Source organism: Streptomyces gelaticus, assembly GCF_014649535.1.
GTDB classification, from domain to species: domain Bacteria; phylum Actinomycetota; class Actinomycetes; order Streptomycetales; family Streptomycetaceae; genus Streptomyces; species Streptomyces gelaticus.
Genome location: NZ_BMTF01000004.1, coordinates 158,177 through 176,866 on the forward strand (window position 1 = coordinate 158,177; position 18,690 = coordinate 176,866).

The 18,690-nt window shown below is 71.1% G+C and carries 18 protein-coding genes and 1 tRNA gene; 10 read left to right on the top strand and 9 right to left on the bottom strand.

Going from position 1 to position 18,690, the window contains the following annotated elements; genetic code table 11:
* Positions 1–71: 71 nt before the first annotated feature.
* The 6 genes from IE107_RS07585 to IE107_RS07610 form a co-directional block, all read right to left on the bottom strand.
* Complete coding sequence (locus IE107_RS07585; protein WP_189542427.1) at positions 72–1,331, bottom strand: HD-GYP domain-containing protein; 1,260 nt, start codon at positions 1,329–1,331, stop codon at positions 72–74.
* Positions 1,328–2,782: an HD-GYP domain-containing protein gene (locus IE107_RS07590; RefSeq protein ID WP_189542429.1), complete on the bottom strand. Its 1,455-nt coding sequence runs from the start codon at positions 2,780–2,782 to the stop codon at positions 1,328–1,330. Before IE107_RS07590 ends, IE107_RS07585 begins: the two co-directional genes overlap by 4 nt.
* A gap of 137 nt (positions 2,783–2,919) precedes the next feature.
* Positions 2,920–3,240 (bottom strand): mycothiol system anti-sigma-R factor, encoded by a 321-nt coding sequence (rsrA, locus tag IE107_RS07595; RefSeq protein WP_189542431.1) that lies wholly within the window; start codon positions 3,238–3,240, stop codon positions 2,920–2,922.
* Positions 3,237–3,893 carry a sigma-70 family RNA polymerase sigma factor gene (locus IE107_RS07600; RefSeq protein WP_189542902.1) on the bottom strand — a complete coding sequence of 219 codons (657 nt, stop codon included), beginning with the start codon at positions 3,891–3,893 and terminating at the stop codon, positions 3,237–3,239. The genes rsrA and IE107_RS07600 overlap by 4 nt, the downstream gene beginning before the upstream one ends.
* A 272-nt stretch (positions 3,894–4,165) precedes the next feature.
* Positions 4,166–4,852: an alpha/beta hydrolase family protein gene (locus IE107_RS07605; RefSeq protein WP_189542433.1), complete on the bottom strand. Its 687-nt coding sequence runs from the start codon at positions 4,850–4,852 to the stop codon at positions 4,166–4,168.
* Between the two features lie 16 nt (positions 4,853–4,868).
* Complete coding sequence (locus tag IE107_RS07610) at positions 4,869–5,684, bottom strand: SOS response-associated peptidase (protein WP_189542435.1); 816 nt, start codon at positions 5,682–5,684, stop codon at positions 4,869–4,871.
* Between the two features lie 77 nt (positions 5,685–5,761).
* On the opposite strand from IE107_RS07610, the gene IE107_RS07615 reads away from it, so the two are divergent.
* The 6 genes from IE107_RS07615 (at position 5,762) to IE107_RS07640 (ending at position 10,808) form a co-directional block, all read left to right on the top strand.
* Positions 5,762–6,475 carry a M50 family metallopeptidase gene (locus IE107_RS07615; RefSeq protein ID WP_189542436.1) on the top strand — a complete coding sequence of 238 codons (714 nt, stop codon included), beginning with the start codon at positions 5,762–5,764 and terminating at the stop codon, positions 6,473–6,475.
* A 63-nt stretch (positions 6,476–6,538) separates the two neighbouring features.
* Positions 6,539–7,855, top strand: coding sequence for a 3-phosphoshikimate 1-carboxyvinyltransferase (gene aroA / locus IE107_RS07620; protein WP_189542438.1), 1,317 nt, complete (start codon positions 6,539–6,541; stop codon positions 7,853–7,855).
* Between the two features lie 3 nt (positions 7,856–7,858).
* A complete protein-coding gene (rsgA, locus tag IE107_RS07625; RefSeq protein WP_189542440.1) occupies positions 7,859–8,875 on the top strand; it encodes a ribosome small subunit-dependent GTPase A in 1,017 nt (338 codons plus the stop codon).
* A gap of 91 nt (positions 8,876–8,966) precedes the next feature.
* Positions 8,967–9,290 (top strand): DMT family transporter, encoded by a 324-nt coding sequence (locus IE107_RS07630; protein ID WP_189542442.1) that lies wholly within the window; start codon positions 8,967–8,969, stop codon positions 9,288–9,290.
* A gap of 135 nt (positions 9,291–9,425) precedes the next feature.
* Positions 9,426–10,226, top strand: a complete 801-nt coding sequence (gene hisN, locus IE107_RS07635) for a histidinol-phosphatase (protein ID WP_189542444.1) — start codon at positions 9,426–9,428, stop codon at positions 10,224–10,226.
* 177 nt (positions 10,227–10,403) lie between these two features.
* Positions 10,404–10,808, top strand: coding sequence for a CBS domain-containing protein (locus IE107_RS07640; RefSeq protein ID WP_189542446.1), 405 nt, complete (start codon positions 10,404–10,406; stop codon positions 10,806–10,808).
* Between the two features lie 75 nt (positions 10,809–10,883).
* Here IE107_RS07640 and IE107_RS07645 read toward each other — a convergent pair whose 3' ends face one another.
* Positions 10,884–12,335 (bottom strand): catalase, encoded by a 1,452-nt coding sequence (locus tag IE107_RS07645; protein WP_189542448.1) that lies wholly within the window; start codon positions 12,333–12,335, stop codon positions 10,884–10,886.
* 159 nt (positions 12,336–12,494) lie between these two features.
* On the opposite strand from IE107_RS07645, the gene IE107_RS07650 reads away from it, so the two are divergent.
* The 4 genes from IE107_RS07650 (at position 12,495) to IE107_RS07665 (ending at position 15,965) form a co-directional block, all read left to right on the top strand.
* Positions 12,495–12,914: a Fur family transcriptional regulator gene (locus IE107_RS07650; RefSeq protein WP_189542450.1), complete on the top strand. Its 420-nt coding sequence runs from the start codon at positions 12,495–12,497 to the stop codon at positions 12,912–12,914.
* 200 nt (positions 12,915–13,114) lie between these two features.
* A complete protein-coding gene (locus IE107_RS07655) occupies positions 13,115–13,924 on the top strand; it encodes an ABC transporter ATP-binding protein (protein WP_229866755.1) in 810 nt (269 codons plus the stop codon).
* Positions 13,921–14,790 (top strand): ABC transporter permease, encoded by an 870-nt coding sequence (locus IE107_RS07660; RefSeq protein WP_189542454.1) that lies wholly within the window; start codon positions 13,921–13,923, stop codon positions 14,788–14,790. Before IE107_RS07655 ends, IE107_RS07660 begins: the two co-directional genes overlap by 4 nt.
* A 32-nt stretch (positions 14,791–14,822) precedes the next feature.
* Positions 14,823–15,965, top strand: a complete 1,143-nt coding sequence (locus tag IE107_RS07665; RefSeq protein ID WP_189542456.1) for an ABC transporter substrate-binding protein — start codon at positions 14,823–14,825, stop codon at positions 15,963–15,965.
* 66 nt (positions 15,966–16,031) lie between these two features.
* On the opposite strand, the gene IE107_RS07670 is transcribed toward IE107_RS07665, so the two are convergent.
* A tRNA-Met gene (locus IE107_RS07670) sits at positions 16,032–16,105 on the bottom strand.
* A gap of 187 nt (positions 16,106–16,292) precedes the next feature.
* Positions 16,293–18,410 (bottom strand): tetratricopeptide repeat protein, encoded by a 2,118-nt coding sequence (locus IE107_RS07675; protein ID WP_189542457.1) that lies wholly within the window; start codon positions 18,408–18,410, stop codon positions 16,293–16,295.
* Positions 18,411–18,690: the final 280 nt, after the last annotated feature.

Genomic DNA, 18,690 nt, shown 5'->3' on the forward strand with positions numbered 1-18,690 from the left:
GGACACCCTCATTTTCCGCTCTTCTTCGCATCCAACCATGCCGGGCCGGACGCTCGCTCATTACCCATCGGTTACCCGGGCAGGACCGGGGCCCGACCGCCCCGGGCCAGGACCCTGGCCAGTGATTCCACGACTTCGGGCTGATAGTCGTGGGCGGTCCCGAGCCTGAGTTGTTCCAGTGCGCCCAGCGGCCCGATGAGACTTTCCCCGCACAGGTCGTCGTATGCGTTGACGACCCTGACGATCCTGGCGGACAACGGCTGCTCGCGATAGGGGTCGGCCTGCCGTTCCACGACGACGGCGACCTCGGTGGCCACCCCGGTCTGCCGCACCACGGCCCCGCCGAGCAGCGCGATGCGGCGCTGCTCGGCGGCGGGCAGGGTGGCCGTGGCCCCGTCCGGGACCGGGTCGACCAGCGAGAGCTGGCCGATGTCATGCATCAGGGCGGCGTGCTCCAGCACGGTCAGCCGGCTCCCGGAGAGACCCAGCTCGCGGCCGACGGCCCGGCAGAGCACCGCGACCCTGCGGGCATGCCCGTGCGGGGTGTACCCGGCGATCTCGGTGGACCTGGCGAGCGAGGCGATGGTCTGCCGGTAGGTGGTGCGCACGGCGACGAACCGCCGGAACGAGACATGGGTCAGCAGCAGCGGTACGCACAGGACGGGCAGTGCCCAGAGCCCGGCGACGGCCACCCCGAGGGCCATCACGACCCCGGTCGCACAGACCGCCGACCCGATACCGATGAGACCGCGCAGCTCGTCCCGCAGGAGCGGCGGGTAGGGGTGGCGGGTGCGCGAGCGCAGCAGCAGGGCCGCGAGCACGGCGTCGCACAGCGCGGTCAGGACGAGGATCAGGAGCAGCACCAGCACATAGGAGGGACCCTCGCCGAACCGGCTGCCGGTGCGGCCGCTGTTGTACAGGGGCTGGAAGCACACGGCGGCGAAGGCGACGGTCAGGACGCGGCGGGCCACCCGGTCGAGTGCCGGTGCGGTGCCGCGCGCCACATGCGGCACGCAGGCCGCCAGTTGTGCCGCGACGAGCACGGCGATCACCTGGGGGACGCCGTGCGAGGTCGGTTCGCCGCCGCTGCGGCCGAGGAGGGCGTACGCGAGCGCTCCGGCGGCACCGAGCGGTGCCGGCTCCCGCTCCCCCGGCAGCGCGCGCCATCGGGCCAGTTCGCCCACCGTGATGAGCACCCCGAAGGCGAGCGCGTGGCCCGGGTCGTGGAGGCCGTACCAGAGGGTGTGGCCGAGCCCGGCGGCGGCGAGCAGGGCCGCGGCGCCGCGGACGGCCAGGACGGCAGGGGGTGGCTGTGCCCCGGCCCGGGTCATCCGCGGTGGTCCGCGTGCGACGGCGGACCGGGCGCCGCGCCGAGCCCGTCCGGCGACGGCTGCGGCGGGGGTACGCGGTCGAGTCCGCCGGACGGCCCGGGACGGTCCGGGACGGCCTGCGCGCTCTCGCCGCGGGGCCCCGGGACCCCGGGCCCGTCCGCCGTCCCTGCCGTCGTCACCGCCGACCAGCCGTGCTGGTCGAGACCGCGCACCAGCGCCCGGACCATCTGCGGGTCGAACTGCGTGCCCGCGCACCGCTTCAGCTCCTCCAGCGCGGCCGGCACCGGTCTCCCGCGCCGGTACGACCGGGTCGAGGTCATCGCGTCGAAGGCGTCCGCCACCGCGACGACCCGGGCGAGCTCCGGGATCTCGCGCCCGCTGAGCCCGTACGGATAGCCGCTGCCGTCGAGCCGTTCGTGGTGGTGCAGGATCGCGGCCCGCGCCTCGCCGAGGAAGCCGATGCCGCGGACGATCTCGTGCCCGTACTCCGGATGCAGTTCGATCACCTGTCGTTCCTGGGGCGTGAGCGGTCCGTCCTTGCGGAGCACCCGGGTGGGGACGCCGAGCTTGCCGACGTCGTGCAGGATGCCCGCGAACCGGACGACCTCCAGGCGGTCCGGGTCCATGCCCAGTTCGCGGGCGATGAGGACGGAGGCCCGCCCGACCCGTTCGCTGTGGCCGCGGGTGTACGTGTCCTTGATGTCGACGGCCTGCACCAGCGCCCTGATGGTGGCGCGGTGGGCGGCGTGCTCGCGGTGGTACTGGGCGAAGACCCAGCAGGAGATGTACACCGGCAGCAGGACGATGAGCGCGGAGAGCGGACCGTGGGGGCCGCGCCACAGGACCGCCATCATCAGCCCGGCGAGTCCGTGCACCAGATGCGGTCCCAGCGAGCGGGTCAGCAGTCCGCTCCAGGCACGCCGCAGGGGCAGGCGTTCGGCCACGACCAGGATGGAGCCGTCCAGCGCGGTCAGCACGAGGCTGAAGGCCAGGGCGGCGGCGCAGGCGGGCAGGATCGCGTGGGGCAGGTCGGGGAGCCGGCCGGCGCCGCCGAGCGTGGCGGTGCCGCCGAGGAGTCCGTGTACGGACGAGGCCGCCCAGACGGTGACGGCGAGCTGCGCGGCCCGCCAGACCCGCCGGGCGGCGACGGGCGGCTGTTCCACCGGGCCGACGAGGGCTCCGGGTACGGCGACGAGGGTGGCCGCGGCGGGCGGCAGCAGGAAGGCGGCGGCGAGCAGCAGCGGAAAGAACGATCCGGCACGGATCGGCACGGAGCTGCCGAAGAAGGGGCAGCGTCCGGGGAGTTCACAGACCAGATAGAGCCCGGTGAGCAGGGCGACGGTCGCCCACGGGGTTCCCGCACCGCTCCGCAGGGCGGGGAGCGCACAGCAAAGGGCGCCCACCGCGGCCGCCGGAATGTACGCGCGCGCCGCCCCGCGTGTGGCTCTCACCCGCTCGGCCCGCCCCTCACCATGGTCAATGGAGGCGCCACGCTAGCGAGTTGTGCGACCCTTCGAGCCTCAATGAGCCCGATTAGCACATTCGGGTGATTCGGTGACGGCGGCCGGTACCGCCCGGCCGCCGGGTGTCACTCCTTGGCGGCGGACGGCTGTTCGCTCGGCGCTGCCGTCACGTCCTGCTCGGGGACGGCCTGCCCCGAGCGGATCAGGTCGATCCGGCCCATGACCTTGGACCGCAGATCGCTGGGCACGTCGTCCTGGCCGCAGCAGCGCTTCACCAGCTTCTTGACCGCCTGCTCCAGGCCGTACTTCTCCAGGCACGGGGAGCACTCCTCGAAGTGCACCTCGAACTTGGTGCAGTCGCTGTCGGGCATCTCGTGGTCGAGGAACTCGTAGAGATGATCGAGGACTTCCGAGCAGTCCGTCTCATGCGGCTCTCCGCAGCTCATGAGCCCGAGCCTTTCCGATCGTCCGACTCTCCGGCACCGGCCGGGACGAGCCCGCGCTCACGGGCGTAGTCCTCCAGCATGCCGCGCAGCTGGCGGCGGCCCCGGTGCAGTCGGGACATCACCGTACCGATGGGAGTCCCCATGATGTCCGCGATCTCCTTGTAGGCAAAGCCCTCGACATCGGCGAGATACACGGCGATGCGGAACTCTTCGGGGATCGCCTGCAGTGCGGACTTCACGTCGGAGTCGGGCAGGTGGTCGAGCGCCTGCGACTCCGCGGAGCGCAGACCGGTCGACATGTGCGACTCGGCACGCGCCAGCTGCCAGTCCTCGATCTCCTCGGCGGCGCTGCGCTGGGGTTCGCGCTGCTTCTTGCGGTACGAGTTGATGAACGTGTTGGTGAGGATGCGGTACATCCACGCCTTGAGGTTGGTGCCCTCACGGAACTGGTGGAAGGAGCCGTACGCCTTGGCATACGTCTCCTGGACCAGGTCCTCGGCGTCCGCGGGGTTGCGCGTCATGCGCAGCGCGGCCGAGTACATCTGGTCGAGGTAACCGAGCGCGTCCCGCTCGAAGCGCGCGTTGCGCTCGGCGGGCGTCTCCTGTGCGCGGCCGTCGTCGGTCCCCGTGTCGGTCCCAGTGACCGGACCCACCTCCTCCAACGCTGTGGCGGAGCCGAAACCGGACCCGCTCGAATCGGAGAATAGTCGACCTTGCTTCGAGACGGGCTGTCGTTCCGATCCGCCCAGCGCCCGCTCGGGAGTGGTCTTGGCCGCATGCAGCACCGTCCACTCCAGGTCAGCGGCGTTCGAGCGGCGCGGGCAGATGGTCGAACCCATGCGACGGACTCCCTCTCCACGTACGACGTTGTTGTACCGATGACAGCCACAACAGTGGCCCCCCGCGCAACATTCCCGGGGTGTACTCACACGAGGGCGGCCAGCCATCCGGTCACGGCGGCGGTCAGGACGCCCATCGCCTCGCCCTGGCCCGGACCGGCCTTCTTCGGCACGGCGAACCCGTGGTCGCCGTACGGCACTTCGGCGATCTCGTAATCTCCCGGCGGGAATTCGGCGGGCCGCCCGAAGGGATCGCGGCCGCCCTGCACGACGAGGGTGGGCACACCGGTGCCGAGGAGCTCGTCCGCGCGGGACTTCTCCGGCCTGCCCGGAGGGTGCAGCGGGAAGCCGAGCGCGAGCACGGCGCGGGCACCGAGCTCCGCGGCGGTCCGGCAGGCCACCCGGGCCCCGGCGCTCCGCCCGCCCGCCACGACGGGCGGCCCGGCGGCGGCGAGCGCGGGCCACAGCCCCCGCCATCCCGTGTCCAGGGTCTTCGGGGCGGGTGCGAGCCGCTTCCCGGCGACCCTCCACGGCTGCTCCACCAGGGCTACGGTCACCCCGTGAGCGGGCAGTCCGGCGGCCAGGGCCTGGAGGTCGCGGGCTTCGATGCCGCCGCCGGCGCCGTGGCCGAGGGCCAGCACCAGCCGCGCGCTCCGCGCCTTGGTCGTGCCCGTCGCGGGGAACCAGCTGATCCTGGCCGGTCCGGCATCGGTGTCGACCGTTTCGACCGCCTCGGGCCGGCGGCCCGTCTCTGTAGTACTCACGTACCCCATCCTCCCCGCCGGGGGCTCAGAAGAGCGTGCCCACCTCCGGCGCGGCCAGCTCTTCCAGCAGTTCGGGGCCGTTGTTGCGGACATTGCTGACGGCCGTGGCCACCGGGTAGGCCCGCATCAGCCCGCCCGGCGGGGGTGCGAGCAGGGCCCTCAGCTCCTCGACGTCGGTGCGCGCGGGGTCGAGCCAGGCGTCCCATCGGTCCGGGGTCAGCATCAGCGGCATCCGGGGGTGGATGTCGGCGAGCGTGGCGGGACCGTCGGCGGGGGCGACGGCGAGCGGGGTGGTCTCCGCCTCGGTCGTGATCACCGAGCAGGTCACCCACCAGGCCATCGGGTGGTCGTCCGGCAGCGTCCGGTCGCGCCAGAACTCGTACAGCCCGGCCATCGCGAAGACCGATCCGTCGGCGGGCGTCACGAAGTACGGCTGCTTGCGCGGGCGCTTCTTCTTCCCCTTCTCCTCCAGCTGCCGTTCGTCGGCGCCGGTGACCCACTCGTAGTAGCCGTCGGCGGGCAGGATGCAGCGCCGGGAGACGAAGGGGCGACGGAAGGACGGCTTCTCGTGGACGGTCTCCGCGCGGGCGTTGATCATCCGCGCGGCGCCTTCCGGGGACTTCGCCCAGGACGGTACGAGCCCCCACTTCAGCGCACGCATCTGGCGAACCGGACGCGGGTCGTCTGCGTCTTTCAAGGGGCGCTCCAGTACGGCGTAGACCTCCTTGGTGGGCGCCACGTTCCAGTCGGGCACCAGGGCCTCGGCCGGTTCCCACTTCTCGACCTGGAAGAGTCCGGTCAGGTCCTCGGGCCGCCGACTCGCTGCATACCGTCCGCACATAAGTGCCAGACTGCCACGACCGCCACGCCGGCCGGACGCCGATACCGCAAGCCGAACCGCAAGGAGCCGCCCACGTCATGAACAGCACCGATCTGGGCAATCTGTGGGACCGCGTCTTCGGTACCCAGCCCGCCCCCGAGCAGTGGCTGGTGGTGGTGACGGGCACGCTCGCGCTGATCGCCGTCGTACCGAACCCGATATGGCGGCTGGCCCGCAACGCGATCACCATCGCGCACGAGGGCGGACACGGGCTGATCGCACTGCTCACCGGACGGCAGCTGTCCGGCATCCGGCTGCACTCGGACACCAGCGGCCTGACCGTCAGCCGCGGCAAGCCCACCGGTATCGGCATGGTCCTCACTGCGGCCGCCGGCTACACCGCCCCGCCGCTGCTGGGCCTGGGCGGCGCGTGGCTGCTGGCCGACGGCAGGATCACGCTGCTGCTGTGGGTGGCCACCGCGCTGCTCGCGGTGATGCTGGTGATGATCCGCAACGTGTACGGGGCACTGACGGTGATCCTCACCGGCTCGGCCTTCCTGCTGGTGTCCTGGCTGGCCTCGTCCGCCTGGCAGTCGCTGTTCGCGTACACCGTGGTCTGGTTCCTGCTGCTCGGCGGCGTGCGCCCGGCCTTCGAGCTCCAGTCCAAGCGGCGGTACGGCGGTGCGCCGGACTCGGACGCGGACCAGCTGTCGCGGCTGACGAACGTACCGGCCGCGCTCTGGCTCTTCCTCTTCCACGCGGTGTCGCTGTGCTCACTGATCGGTGGCGGGCGCTGGCTGCTCGGCAGGTGAGCACGGGTGGCGGCAGAGCCGGTGAAAGCTGCCGTGCTCGCCGGACGCTCTAAAGTGAGATCCATGACCGAAAGCTCCGTGCACCCCGCCCTCTGGCCCGCCCCGCATGCGACCGGGACCGTCGACGCGACGGTCACCGTGCCCGGATCGAAGTCGGTCACCAACCGCGCGCTGGTCCTCGCCGCGCTCGCCGCCGAGCCCGGCTGGCTGCGCCGCCCGCTGCGCTCCCGCGACACCCTGCTGATGGCCGAGGCGCTGCGCGCGATGGGCGTCGGCATCGAGGAGGGCGTGGGCCCGGACGGCTCCGGCGAGGCCTGGCGGGTCATCCCGGCCGGTCTGCACGGCCCCACCACGGTCGACGTCGGCAACGCGGGCACGGTCATGCGCTTCCTTCCGCCGGTCGCGGCGCTCGCCGACGGCCTGATCCGCTTCGACGGCGACCCGCGTTCGTACGAGCGTCCGCTGACCGGGGTGATCGACGCACTGCGGGTGCTCGGCGCCCGGATCGACGACGAGGGGCGCGGCTCGCTGCCGATGACGGTGCACGGCAGCGGTGCGCTGGACGGCGGACCGGTGGCGATCGACGCCTCCTCGTCCTCCCAGTTCGTCTCGGCGCTGCTGCTGTCGGCGCCCCGTTTCAACCAGGGGGTGGAGGTGCGCCACACCGGCGCCAGGCTCCCCTCCATGCCGCACATCCGGATGACCGTCGACATGCTGCGGGCGGTCGGCGCGCAGGTCGACGAGCCGGAGACGGGCGGCGAGCCGAACGTCTGGCGGGTCTCCCACTCCGCCCTGCTCGGCCGTGATCTGACCATCGAGCCCGATCTCTCCAACGCCCAGCCGTTCCTCGCGGCCGCCCTGGTCACCGGCGGCCGGGTCACGATCCCCGACTGGCCCGAGCGCACCACCCAGCCGGGCGACGCGCTGCGGGACATCTTCACGGCGATGGGCGGCAGCTGCGAGCTGACCGAGCGCGGCCTCACCTTCACCGGTTCGGGCCGTATCCACGGCATCGACGTCGACCTCGGCGAGGTCGGCGAGCTGACCCCGGGCATCGCGGCGGTCGCGGCGCTGGCCGATTCCCCGTCCACCCTGAGCGGTGTCGCCCATCTGCGGCTGCACGAGACGGACCGGCTGGCCGCGCTCACCAAGGAGATCAACGGGCTCGGCGGCGATGTCACCGAGACCGCCGACGGCCTCCACATCCGGCCCCGGCCGCTGCACGGCGGTACCTTCCATACGTACGACGACCACCGGATGGCAACCGCGGGGTCGATCATCGGCCTTGCCGTCCCCGGAGTGGAGATCGAGAACGTGGCGACGACCGCCAAGACCCTGCCGGACTTCCCGCAGATGTGGACCGGAATGCTCGGGGCCTGAGACATGCGCCGCTACGGCAAGAACCCCGACGAGGACGACATCCGGGTCCGCCCCAACCGCAAGGGCAACCGGCCCCGCACCAACATCCGGCCCAAGCACGAGGACGCCGAGGAGGGCATGGTCCTCACCGTCGACCGGGGCCGCCTCACCTGCCTCGTCGACGGTCGTACGGTCATGGCGATGAAGGCCCGTGAACTGGGCCGGAAGGCCGCCGTGGTGGGTGACACCGTCTCCCTCGTGGGTGATCTCTCCGGCGACAAGGACACCCTCGCCCGCATCGTCCGCATCGGTGAGCGCCGCTCGGTGCTGCGCCGGACGGCGGACGACGACGATCCGTTCGAGCGGGTGGTCGTCGCCAACGCCGACCAGCTGGCGATCGTCACGGCGCTGGCCGACCCGGAACCCCGGCCGCGGATGATCGACCGCTGCCTGGTCGCCGCGTACGACGGCGGCCTCTCTCCGCTCCTGGTCCTCACCAAGTCCGATCTGGCCTCCCCGGACAAACTCCTGGAGGCGTACACCCCGCTGGGTGTGCCGTTCATCGTGACCAGCCGCAAGGAGCTGGAGAACGGCGACGCCGCCGACCGGGTCCGCGAGCAGCTGAACGACCGGGTCACCGCCTTCGTCGGGCACTCCGGCGTCGGCAAGACCACGCTGGTCAACGCACTGGTGCCGAAGGACCGGCGGCGTACGACGGGAGTGGTCAACGCGGTCACCGGCCGCGGCCGGCACACCACCACCTCGGCGCTGGCGCTGCCGCTGCCAGACTACCGCGGCTGGGTGATCGACACCCCCGGTGTCCGCTCCTTCGGGCTCAACCACATCGACCCGTCCCGGGTGATCCACGCCTTCCCCGACCTGGAGCCCGGCACCGAGGGCTGCCCGCGTGGCTGCACCCACGACAGCCGCGAACCGGAGTGCGCTCTCGAGGCCTGGGTGGCGGACGGCCACGCCGACCCGGCCCGGCTGGACTCGCTGCACCGGCTGCTGTCCACCCGGGAGCGACGCGAAGGCGACTGACCGGGGCACGTTTGCGATCTGTCGCCACAGGTAAAATGCATAATCACACTCAGTGGGGCAAGGCGGTCACCGACGCGGGAGGGCACTGACGATGGCGTGGCTGCTGGTCGTGGTCGCAGGACTCCTGGAGACCGGCTTCGCCGTCTGTCTGAAGCTCTCGCACGGCTTCACCCGGCTCTGGCCGACCATCGCGTTCTGCGTCTTCGCCCTCGGATCCTTCGGGCTGCTGACGCTCTCGCTGAAGAAGCTCGACGTGGGGCCCGCCTACGCGGTGTGGACCGGCATCGGCGCGGCGGGCACCGCGATCTACGGCATGGTCTTCCTCGACGACGTGGTCTCCGCCCTCAAGCTGATCTCGATCTCCCTGGTGATCATCGGGGTGATCGGGCTCCAGCTCTCGGGCTCGTCCCACTGACCTCCGTCGGCGTGGGCATCGTCGCCTCCCGCGCGGAGGGCTTCGCGTCCCAGGGTCGACTCGCCCGGGGGTGTCCATGGCCCGCGAGCCCGAGGTCCTGTGGCCCTGTTCACCTGCGGTCGATACTGTGACGGCATGCCCGATTACCACGATGATCTGCGCCTTGCCCATGTGCTGGCGGACGCCGCCGACGCGGCGACGATGGACCGGTTCAAGGCTCTCGACCTCAAGGTCGAGACCAAGCCGGACATGACGCCGGTGAGCGAGGCCGACAAGGCTGCCGAGGAGCTGATCCGCGGCCACCTCCATCGGGCCCGCCCGCGCGACGCGATTCTGGGCGAGGAATTCGGGATCGAGGGCACCGGCCCCCGGCGCTGGGTCGTCGACCCGATCGACGGCACCAAGAACTACGTACGCGGCGTGCCGGTCTGGGCGACGCTGATCTCGCTGATGGAGGCCGGTGAGGAGGGCTTCCAGCCGGTGGTCGGCGTGGTCTCCGCGCCCGCGCTGAACCGGCGCTGGTGGGCGGCGAAGGGGGCGGGCGCGTTCTCCGGCCGCAGTCTGACCTCGGCGACCCGGCTGCAGGTGTCGAAGGTGGAGCGGATCGCGGACTCCTCGTTCGCGTACGCGTCGCTGAGCGGCTGGGAGGAGCAGGGCCGACTCGACGGATTCCTGGATCTGACCAGGGCCTGCTGGCGCACTCGCGGGTACGGGGACTTCTGGCCGTACATGATGGTCGCCGAGGGTTCGGTGGACATCTGCGCGGAGCCGGAGCTCTCGCTCTGGGACATGGCCGCCAACGCGATCATCGTCCAGGAGGCGGGCGGGAGGTTCACCAGCCTGGACGGGGTCTCCGGTCCCGGCGGCGGCAACGCCGCGGCCTCGAACGGACTGCTCCACCACGAGCTGCTCGGCTATCTCAACCAGCGTTACTGAACCACCGGCCCACCCGGCCGTACCCCGTCACCGAAGGGCGTTGCGCACCGGCGCACGCCTTTCGGGCGGTTCGCCCCCCTTGTTCCGTCCACGCATCGGTGCAACTCTGAGAGTCCCCCCGCTTGTGAATTTGTGAAGCGGCTCACGCGCCCTTTCGCCAAGGAGGTGGCTCCCTTCATGCTCGTCCGAGACGCCATGAGCACGCTGGTCCTCACCATCGGACCCGCCCATACGCTCCGCCAGGCCGCCCGGCTGATGTCGGTCCGCCACATCGGGGCCGCGGTCGTCCTCGACAAGGACAACAGCGGGCTGGGCATCCTGACCGAACGCGACATACTCAACGCGATCGGCTCCGGCCAGGACCCGGATGTCGAGACCGCCGCCACCCACACCACCACCGACGTGGTCTTCGCCGCGCCCACCTGGACCCTGGCCGAGGCCGCCGAAGCCATGACACACGGCGGGTTCCGCCACCTGATCGTGCTGGACGACCACGGGCCCGTGGGCATCGTCTCCGTCCGCGACATCCTGCGCTGCTGGGCGCCCACCAGGCGCCGCCGTCACGCGGAACTCGTCGGCTGAGCCCCCGGTGAACGACCGGTGGGCCGGCCTCCCCCGGAGAGGAGACCGGCCCACCGCCGACGACAACCGTCCGGATCAGCCGCGAAGGGCCTGGACCGCGGCCTCCAGACGCTTGCCGAAGTCGCCGTCCGCCTGGCGGAAGTTGTTGATCGCGCGCTCGGCGATGTCGTCGCGCGACACCTTGGCGATGAACCCGGCGAGGTTGTCGATCAGCCGGGCCTTCTCGTCCTCGGAGTAGAGCCGGTAGAGGTTTCCGGCCTGCACGAAGTCGTTGTCCTCGGCGTGGCTCGGAGCCACGTGCGTGGCGACCTCGCCGGAGACGGTGGTGGGCTCCCACAGCGGTCGGTCGGTCTGGGCCGGACCGCCGAAGCTGTTCGGCTCGTAGTTCTTGGCGCCCTTGTGACGGCCGTCGTACAGGTAGCCGTCCCGGCTGTTGGTGCGCGCCTCGGTGGCGTGCGGACGGTTCACCGGCAGGTGGTCGGCGTTGATGCCGACGCGGTAGCGGTGGGCGTCGCCGTAGGCGAAGAGACGGCCCTGGAGCATCTTGTCGGGGGACGGGCCGATACCCGGCACGAAGTGCGCGGGACTGAAGATCGACTGCTCGACCTCGGCGAAGATGTTCTCCGGGTTGCGGTTGAGCTCCAGCTTCCCGATCTCGATCGGCGGGTAGTCCGCGTGCGGCCACACCTTGGTGAGGTCGAACGGGTTGAAGCGGTACGTGGCCGCCTCGGCCGCCGGCATGATCTGGACCTGCACCGTCCAGGACGGGAAGTCGCCGCGCTCGATCGCCTCGCGCAGATCGCGCTGGTGGCTGTCCGGGTCCTCACCGGCGAGCTTGTTGGCCTCGTCCTGGGTGAGGTTCTTGATGCCCTGGTCGGTCTTGAAGTGGTACTTGACCCAGAAGACCTCACCGGCCTCGTTGCTCCACTGGTACGTGTGCGAGCCGTAGCCGTTCATGTGGCGCAGCGTGGCCGGGATGCCCCGGTCGCCGAAGAGCCAGGTCACCTGGTGGGTGGACTCGGGCGACAGACCCCAGAAGTCCCAGACGTTGTCCGCCTCCTGCGAACCGGTGTACGGGTCGCGCTTCTGGGTGTGGATGAAGTCCGGGAACTTGATGGCGTCCTTGATGAAGAACACCGGGGTGTTGTTGCCGACGAGGTCGTAGTTGCCCTCTTCGGTGTAGAACTTCAGCGCGAATCCACGGGGGTCGCGCACCGCGTCGGCCGAGCCGAGGTTGCCGGCGACGGTCGAGAAGCGCAGGAAGGTCTCGGTCTGCTTGCCGACCTCGGAGAGGAACTTCGCCCGGGTCCACTGCGAGACATCGCGGGTCAGCGTGAACGTGCCGTACGCGCCGGCGCCGCGGGCGTGCACGATGCGCTCCGGAATGCGCTCACGGTTGAAGTGCGCGAGCTTCTCCAGCAGCGACTGGTCCTGCACCAGGACGGGACCGCCGACGCCCGCGGTCTGGCTGTTCTGGTTGTCGGCGACCGGCGCGCCGGCCTCCGTGGTGAGCGGTCCCTGCGTCACGTGCGCCTCCTGCGTCGTTCCTGCACATTCGTTGTCCTGCACAGCCTGTCCCTTGGCGTATGCCGGTTCCGATCCTACAATGGACTAAGTCCAAGTCAAGTGAACATCCAAAGTCACACCCGTTCGGGACCTGGTCCCTTCACTGTTAGGCTTGTTTCCATGAGTGACCTGTTGGAACGACTTCGCGGACGCGGCTGGCGCATGACTGCGCAGCGGCGCGTCGTGGCCGAGGTCCTCGACGGGGATCATGTGCACCTGACGGCCGACGAGGTCCACGCACGGGCCGTGGTCAGGCTGCCCGAGATCTCCCGTGCCACCGTCTACAACACGCTGGGTGAGATGGTGTCGCTCGGCGAGGTCATCGAGGTCTCCACGGACCGCCGCGCCAAGCGCTACGACCCGAACGCACACCGGCCCCACCACCACCTCGTCTGCGCGAGCTGCGGCACGATCCGCGACGTGCACCCGGCCGGCGACCCGATGGCGGACCTGCCGAGCGACGAACGCTTCGGCTTCACGGTGTCCGATGTCGAGGTCACCTACCGGGGCATCTGCCCCGGCTGCGCGGCGACAGGCTGAGCCGAACGAGTGACGAAGGCCCCGGTGCGAGCAGCATGCGCACCGGGGCTTCCGCATGAATCCCCGCACCGGGCGACACACCTCCTCGCCGCCGGCGCATGCGCACCCCCTTCCCGAATCTGACGGGTAGTCATATCGTCTGCGGCGATCACGTCCGCCCCGCGGCGGATCGGCACCTCGATATGCGCGAGGAGAGACCCGTGGGAGATCCGCACCCGACCCCACCCGCAACCACAGCCTCCAGTCCCAAACTCCGCGCCGACGCGCTCACCCGCTCGTTCGGACGCGGCGCCAAGGTCCTGTCCGCCCTCGGCCCGCTCGATCTCTCCGTCTCGCCGGGCGAGTTCACCTGCATCGTCGGCCCGTCCGGCTGCGGCAAGTCCACGCTGCTCAGGATCGCCGCCGGGCTGCTTCGCCCCAGCTCCGGCGAGCTGTCCATCCGTACGGACTCACCCCGTCCAGCGGCGATGATCTTCCAGGACTACGGCATCTACGACTGGAAGACCGTGCTCGCCAATGTCCGGTTCGGCCTCGACATCCAGCGCGTTCCACGCAAGGAGGCCGACGCCAGGGCGCGCGACTGGCTGGCCCGGATGGGACTCTCCGACTTCGCCGGGGCGTATCCGGCCGCCCTCTCCGGCGGGATGCGGCAACGGGTCGCGATCGCCCGCGCCCTCGCCGTCGAACCCGAGATCCTGCTGATGGACGAGCCGTTCGCGGCGCTCGACGCCCAGCTGCGCACCATCCTCCAGGACGAGCTGCTCGACCTCACTCAGACCACCCGCACCACCACCCTCTTCATCACCCACAGCCTCGAAGAGGCCATCGTGCTCGGGGACAGGGTGCTGGTGATGTCCGCCAGACCGGGGCGAATCATCGCCGAGCGCCGCCCGCCGTTCGACCGGCCGCGCACCGGCGAAGTGCGGTCGGCACCCGAATTCACCGCACTGAAAGGCGAGTTGTGGGAACTCCTGCGTGGCGAGGTGCGCAGAGAGGCGGTCGCTCCATGACCATCACCGTGAACGCCACGAAGCCCGACGACGGCGTTCTGATCCGCAGACCGGGCCCGCAGGAGCTGCACCCGGTGCGCACCCACCGCAGGCGCCGCACCCTGGAGATCGCGCTCGCCGTCGCCGTACCACTGTTCCTCGTGCTGCTCTGGCAACTGGCCGCCGCACAGTCCTGGATCGACGACCGGGTCTACCCGGCACCCTCCACCATCCTGGCGGACGGCCTGGACCGGGCGGGCGCCGGTGAACTGTGGCCGGATGTGCGGGCCACGCTCAAGCGGGTCCTCGGCGGCTATGCGATCGGCACCGTCACGGGATACGCGCTCGGCCTGCTGATGGGCTCGCTCTCCCTCGTACGCGCGGCGCTGGAGCCGTTGCTCGACGCCCTGTACGTCGTGCCGAAGCTGGCCCTGCTGCCGGTCTTCCTCAATATGTTCGGCCTCGGTGAAGGACCGCAGATCGCCCTGGTCGCCGCGACCGTCTTCTTCTTCGTCTGGATCTCCACCATGGCGGCCGTGCTGGCCGTCCCGGTCGGCCATCGCGATGCCGGTCAGGTCTTCGGCGCCTCGCCCTGGCAGATGTTCCGCCACGTGCTGCTGCCCGCCTCGCTGCCCGCGGTCCTGGTCGGGGCGCGGATCGCGGCAGGAGTGGCCGTGCTCGTCATCGTCGCCTCCGAGCAGATCGCCGCGGCGGACGGTCTCGGCCATCTGATCTTCGACTCCCGGGCGCTGTTCCAGAACGACGTGATGTTCGTCGGCATCGTGTGTGTGGCGGTCCTCGGTGTCGTCTTCTCCGAAGTGGTGCGGATCGCCGGGCGGCTGCTCACGCCGTGGGCCCCGCGCGACCGCGGCCGCGGTCGGTCCTGAACGGCTCCCCACACTCTTCGTACGGAGGCACTGTGCGTACCCACGCTCGTTTCACCTGTACGGTCGTGCTCGTCACGGCATCACTGCTCGGCGCGGCGGGCTGCGCCGAGCACGACTCCGGCGGCGACCGGGCCGCCGCCGCGCCGCGCACCGTCCGGCCCGTCGCGGGCTGTGGCGCCGACAGCTGGACCGACCCGGCCGAACTCGCCCCCGACCGCAAGGCGGCCCGCTGCGACAAGGGCGCCCCGGCGGCCCGGCCCCTGGCGAAGAGGCGGAAGATCACCGTCGCCACCGGCACCCTGAGCGCGGAGTACGTCGCTCCGCTCCAGGTCGCGGTGGCGAAGGGCGAGTTCGCGAAAGAGGGTCTGGACGTCGATCTGAAAGTGCTGCCCACCCCGGACGCCCTGCCGCTGCTCGCCAAGGGCGATGTGGACGCCCAGTGGGCGGCACCCGAGGCAGCCGTGATGAACGGCATCAACGGCGGCTTCGACATCAAGTGGGTCGCGGGCAACTTCTCCCCCGACCCCACCTCCAAGAGTGGCCTGTGGGTGCGTCTCAAGGACGGCGAGAGCGCCGATCACGTCGAGATGGCGGGCCGTAAGCTGGGCACCATGATCGGCAAGGGTTCGGTCATCGCGTACCCGATGGACACCTCCCTGAAGAAGCACGGCGGCGGCCTGGACAGGATCAGCTTCCAGCAGCTCGGTTCCGCGGATGTGCTGACCGCGCTGCAGAACGGGGGCGTGGACTCGGCCTGGCTGCTCGACCCGATCTGGCGCAAGGTGGACGGCGACAAGAGGTACGCGTTCCTGGGCGGCCAGCCCGTCGGTGAACCGCTCGGCGGCCTGCTCTTCGGCCCGACGCTGCTGAACAAGGACCCGGACGCGGGCGTCGCCTTTCTCCGCGCCTACATCCGGACGGTGAACACCTACTTCGCCGGTGACTACAAGTCCGATCCCGGCTTCGTCACCGAGCTGGCGAAACTGATGAAGACCGACGAGGCCACGCTGCGGTCCACCCCGTCGATGCGGATGGACTGGGAGATACGGAAGGGCACGACGGACCGGCTGCAGGAGGCGTACGCCGATTCGGGTGTCTCGAAGGGCGCCCCGGTGCCGGAGGCGAGGGCCGTCGACCGCGCGATGTACTCGGAGGCGGTGGGCCACAAGCTCTGACCTGCGTGCAGCCCACGTATGCGCAGAGGGCCGGATCCTCGAAAGAATCCGGCCCTCTGTTTTCAGTAGCGGGGACAGGATTTGAACCTGCGACCTCTGGGTTATGAGCCCAGCGAGCTACCGAGCTGCTCCACCCCGCGTCGTTGTGTTTAGAACTGTACGTCACCGCTCCGGACCGGCGCAAATCAGTTCCGGCGCCCCGGGCGGACGGGCTGCGCGCAGCCACACACCCGGCTCCACGCAGCCCTGCGTACCCCTGCGGGCCGTACGCGGCCCTGCGGCCCTGCGTCCCCCGACCTTGATCCGCCGGACAGGCCCGAAGCGGCCCTAAGCAGTCAGCTCCTGATGCAGCGCCTCCCTCAGCCGGGCCGCCCGCTCCGCGACCTCCGCCGGGCCCAGCTCGACCGCCCGCGCACACCAGCGCTGCCCCTCGGCGAGCTCGCCGCGGCGAGCGGCCAGCAGGGCGAGGCGCAGGGCGGCCCGCCCGTGCCCGTCGTTCGCGGCCCGGCTCCACCACAGCGCGGCCTCGCGCTCGCTGCCCTCGCGGGCGAGCAGCAGTCCGAGGTTGAAGGCGCCGTTGCGGCTGCCCGCCTCCGCGGCCTCGCGGTACCAGCGGGCGGCGCTGTCCACGTCGCCCCGGGCGGCCGCGAGCATTCCGACCCGCACCTGGGCGCGGCGGTGCCCCTGCTCGGCGGCCCGCTCGTACCACTCCTCGCACTCGGTCTTCGCCGGCATCGACTCACCGAGCGCGGGAGGGCCGGGCGGCGGCTGCCGCGAGTCCAGCACCCCGGCCAGCCGGAAGGCGGCCTCCGCGCTGCCGCCGCCCGCCGCGCAGCGCAGATGACGTTCCGCCTCCTGCTCCTCGCCCTGGTGCAGCAGGGCCATGCCGACCTGGAGGGCGGCCTCGGTGTGCCCGGCCGCTGCGGCACGCTCGTACCAGACCAGCGCCGCACGGTCCTCGTCACGCCCGGCGTACAGGATGCCGAGGTTGAAGGCCGCGTCGACGCTGCCCGCCTCGGCCGCCTTGGAGAACCAGGGCTCGGCGCCGGTCGCGTCGCCCGCCTGGAGCAGAAGCACGGCCAGCGCGTTGGCGGCCTCGCGGTGACCGGCGTACGCGGCGCGGCGGTACCACTGCTCGGCCTGCGGCGTACGGTCCTGAGCCGCGCAGAGCAGGCCGAGGTTGTAGGCGCCGTTGACATCCCCGGCGTCCATGGCGGCGCGGTACCAGCGCTCGGCGGTCTGCTGCTCGCCCCTGGCCGCGTGCAGGGCGCCCAGGGCGTTGGCGGCGTTCCCGTCGCCGTCCTGGGCGGCGCGCAGCCACCACACGGCGGCGCTCTCCTCGTCGCCCGCGTCGCGCAGCAGGAAGCCGAGCGCGCAGGCGGCGCGCGCCTCGCCCGCCTTCGCTGAGACGAGGTACCAGCGGCCGGCTTCCTTGGGCTCGCCGCGCTGTTCGAGGATGGCGCCGAGGTGCAGGGCGGCCCGCCGGTGACCACGCGCGGCGGCCTGCCGGTACCACTGCTCGGCCTCGCCCACGCGCCCGGTCGCCGGACCGGCCACCGGGCCGTCGTCCCTGCGCACCGCGGAACGGCCGACGCCGGGCCGCTCGCCCACGCCGGGGCCCAGCCCCGGGCGGCCGAAGGCGTCGTGCGGCTCGTCGGCGGCGTTGCGGTCCAGCATCCGTGCGAGGCGGTACGCGGCTTCACGGTGCCCCTGCTCCGCGGCGGCCCGCAGCCAGCGCTCCGCGCCGACGTCGCTGCGGTGTTCCAGCAGGTCGGCCAGGGCGTACGCGCCCAGCGCGTGGCCCTGCTCGGCGGACTGCCGCAGCCAGTACTCGGCACCGGGCTCGTCGCCGCGCTCGCGGTAGTGGCGGCCCAGCGCGTGCGCGGCGGCGGCGGAGCCCGCGACGGCGGCGATGCGCCACCAGCCGGCCGCGTCGTCGACATATCCGCGCTGATGGAGAAGGACACCCAGGTTGTTGGCCGCGGCCCGGTCGCCGTCCGCGGTGGCCCCGCGCAGATAGGGTTCGGCGCCGTCCAGGTCGCCCCGGCGCAGCAGCAGAGCGCCGAGGACGCTCATCGATGCGGTGTCTCCGGCGTCGGCGGCGCGACGGTGACGCGCCTCGTTCTCGGCGCTCTCCTCGCTCTCGGTGCTCCCGGAAGTCTGCGTGGCCCCGACGGTCCCCGTGCTCCCGTCGGCCCCAGCGCTTCCCGTGTTCTCTGTGAACTCCGTACTCTCGACGGTCGCGGCACACCCCGCAGTCTCGGCAGTCTCGGTCGCCTTGATGATCTCAGGTGTATCGGATTTCTCAGGTGTGTCAGTGGTCTCGTTCTTCTCCGCGGCGACACCACCAAAAGCCGCATTCATCGCGTTATCCGGACGATGAACGCGACGTTGCACAAACCGCCCTGTCTCCAACAGAGTTGCCCTGTCCCCCATAAATACCATCGTCGCACCACCTGCAACCCGCGTACACCTGTATCGCGGCCAGTGAGGTCACTTCAGCGTTTTGTCGACATGCCCACAGAGAGACAAGTCAAACACGTCCGGACCCAACTCGTGCCCCGCGAACCACACTTCACGCACCCTGCACAAGAAGTCACGACGGCACGACGAAGGCCCGGATCCTCGAAAGGATCCGGGCCTTCGTCTTTCAGTAGCGGGGACAGGATTTGAACCTGCGACCTCTGGGTTATGAGCCCAGCGAGCTACCGAGCTGCTCCACCCC

Excerpts from the sequence above, each read along its gene's own strand:
- IE107_RS07585 (WP_189542427.1), bottom strand. The coding sequence starts at position 1,331 with ATGACCCGGGCCGGGGCACAGCCACCCCCTGCCGTCCTGGCCGTCCGC.
- rsrA (WP_189542431.1), bottom strand. The coding sequence starts at position 3,240 with ATGAGCTGCGGAGAGCCGCATGAGACGGACTGCTCGGAAGTCCTCGAT.
- IE107_RS07605 (WP_189542433.1), bottom strand. The coding sequence starts at position 4,852 with ATGGGGTACGTGAGTACTACAGAGACGGGCCGCCGGCCCGAGGCGGTC.
- IE107_RS07610 (WP_189542435.1), bottom strand. The coding sequence starts at position 5,684 with ATGTGCGGACGGTATGCAGCGAGTCGGCGGCCCGAGGACCTGACCGGA.
- IE107_RS07615 (WP_189542436.1), top strand. The coding sequence starts at position 5,762 with ATGAACAGCACCGATCTGGGCAATCTGTGGGACCGCGTCTTCGGTACC.
- aroA (WP_189542438.1), top strand. The coding sequence starts at position 6,539 with ATGACCGAAAGCTCCGTGCACCCCGCCCTCTGGCCCGCCCCGCATGCG.
- rsgA (WP_189542440.1), top strand. The coding sequence starts at position 7,859 with ATGCGCCGCTACGGCAAGAACCCCGACGAGGACGACATCCGGGTCCGC.
- IE107_RS07630 (WP_189542442.1), top strand. The coding sequence starts at position 8,967 with ATGGCGTGGCTGCTGGTCGTGGTCGCAGGACTCCTGGAGACCGGCTTC.
- hisN (WP_189542444.1), top strand. The coding sequence starts at position 9,426 with ATGCCCGATTACCACGATGATCTGCGCCTTGCCCATGTGCTGGCGGAC.
- IE107_RS07640 (WP_189542446.1), top strand. The coding sequence starts at position 10,404 with ATGCTCGTCCGAGACGCCATGAGCACGCTGGTCCTCACCATCGGACCC.
- IE107_RS07650 (WP_189542450.1), top strand. The coding sequence starts at position 12,495 with ATGAGTGACCTGTTGGAACGACTTCGCGGACGCGGCTGGCGCATGACT.
- IE107_RS07660 (WP_189542454.1), top strand. The coding sequence starts at position 13,921 with ATGACCATCACCGTGAACGCCACGAAGCCCGACGACGGCGTTCTGATC.
- IE107_RS07675 (WP_189542457.1), bottom strand. The coding sequence starts at position 18,410 with ATGGTATTTATGGGGGACAGGGCAACTCTGTTGGAGACAGGGCGGTTT.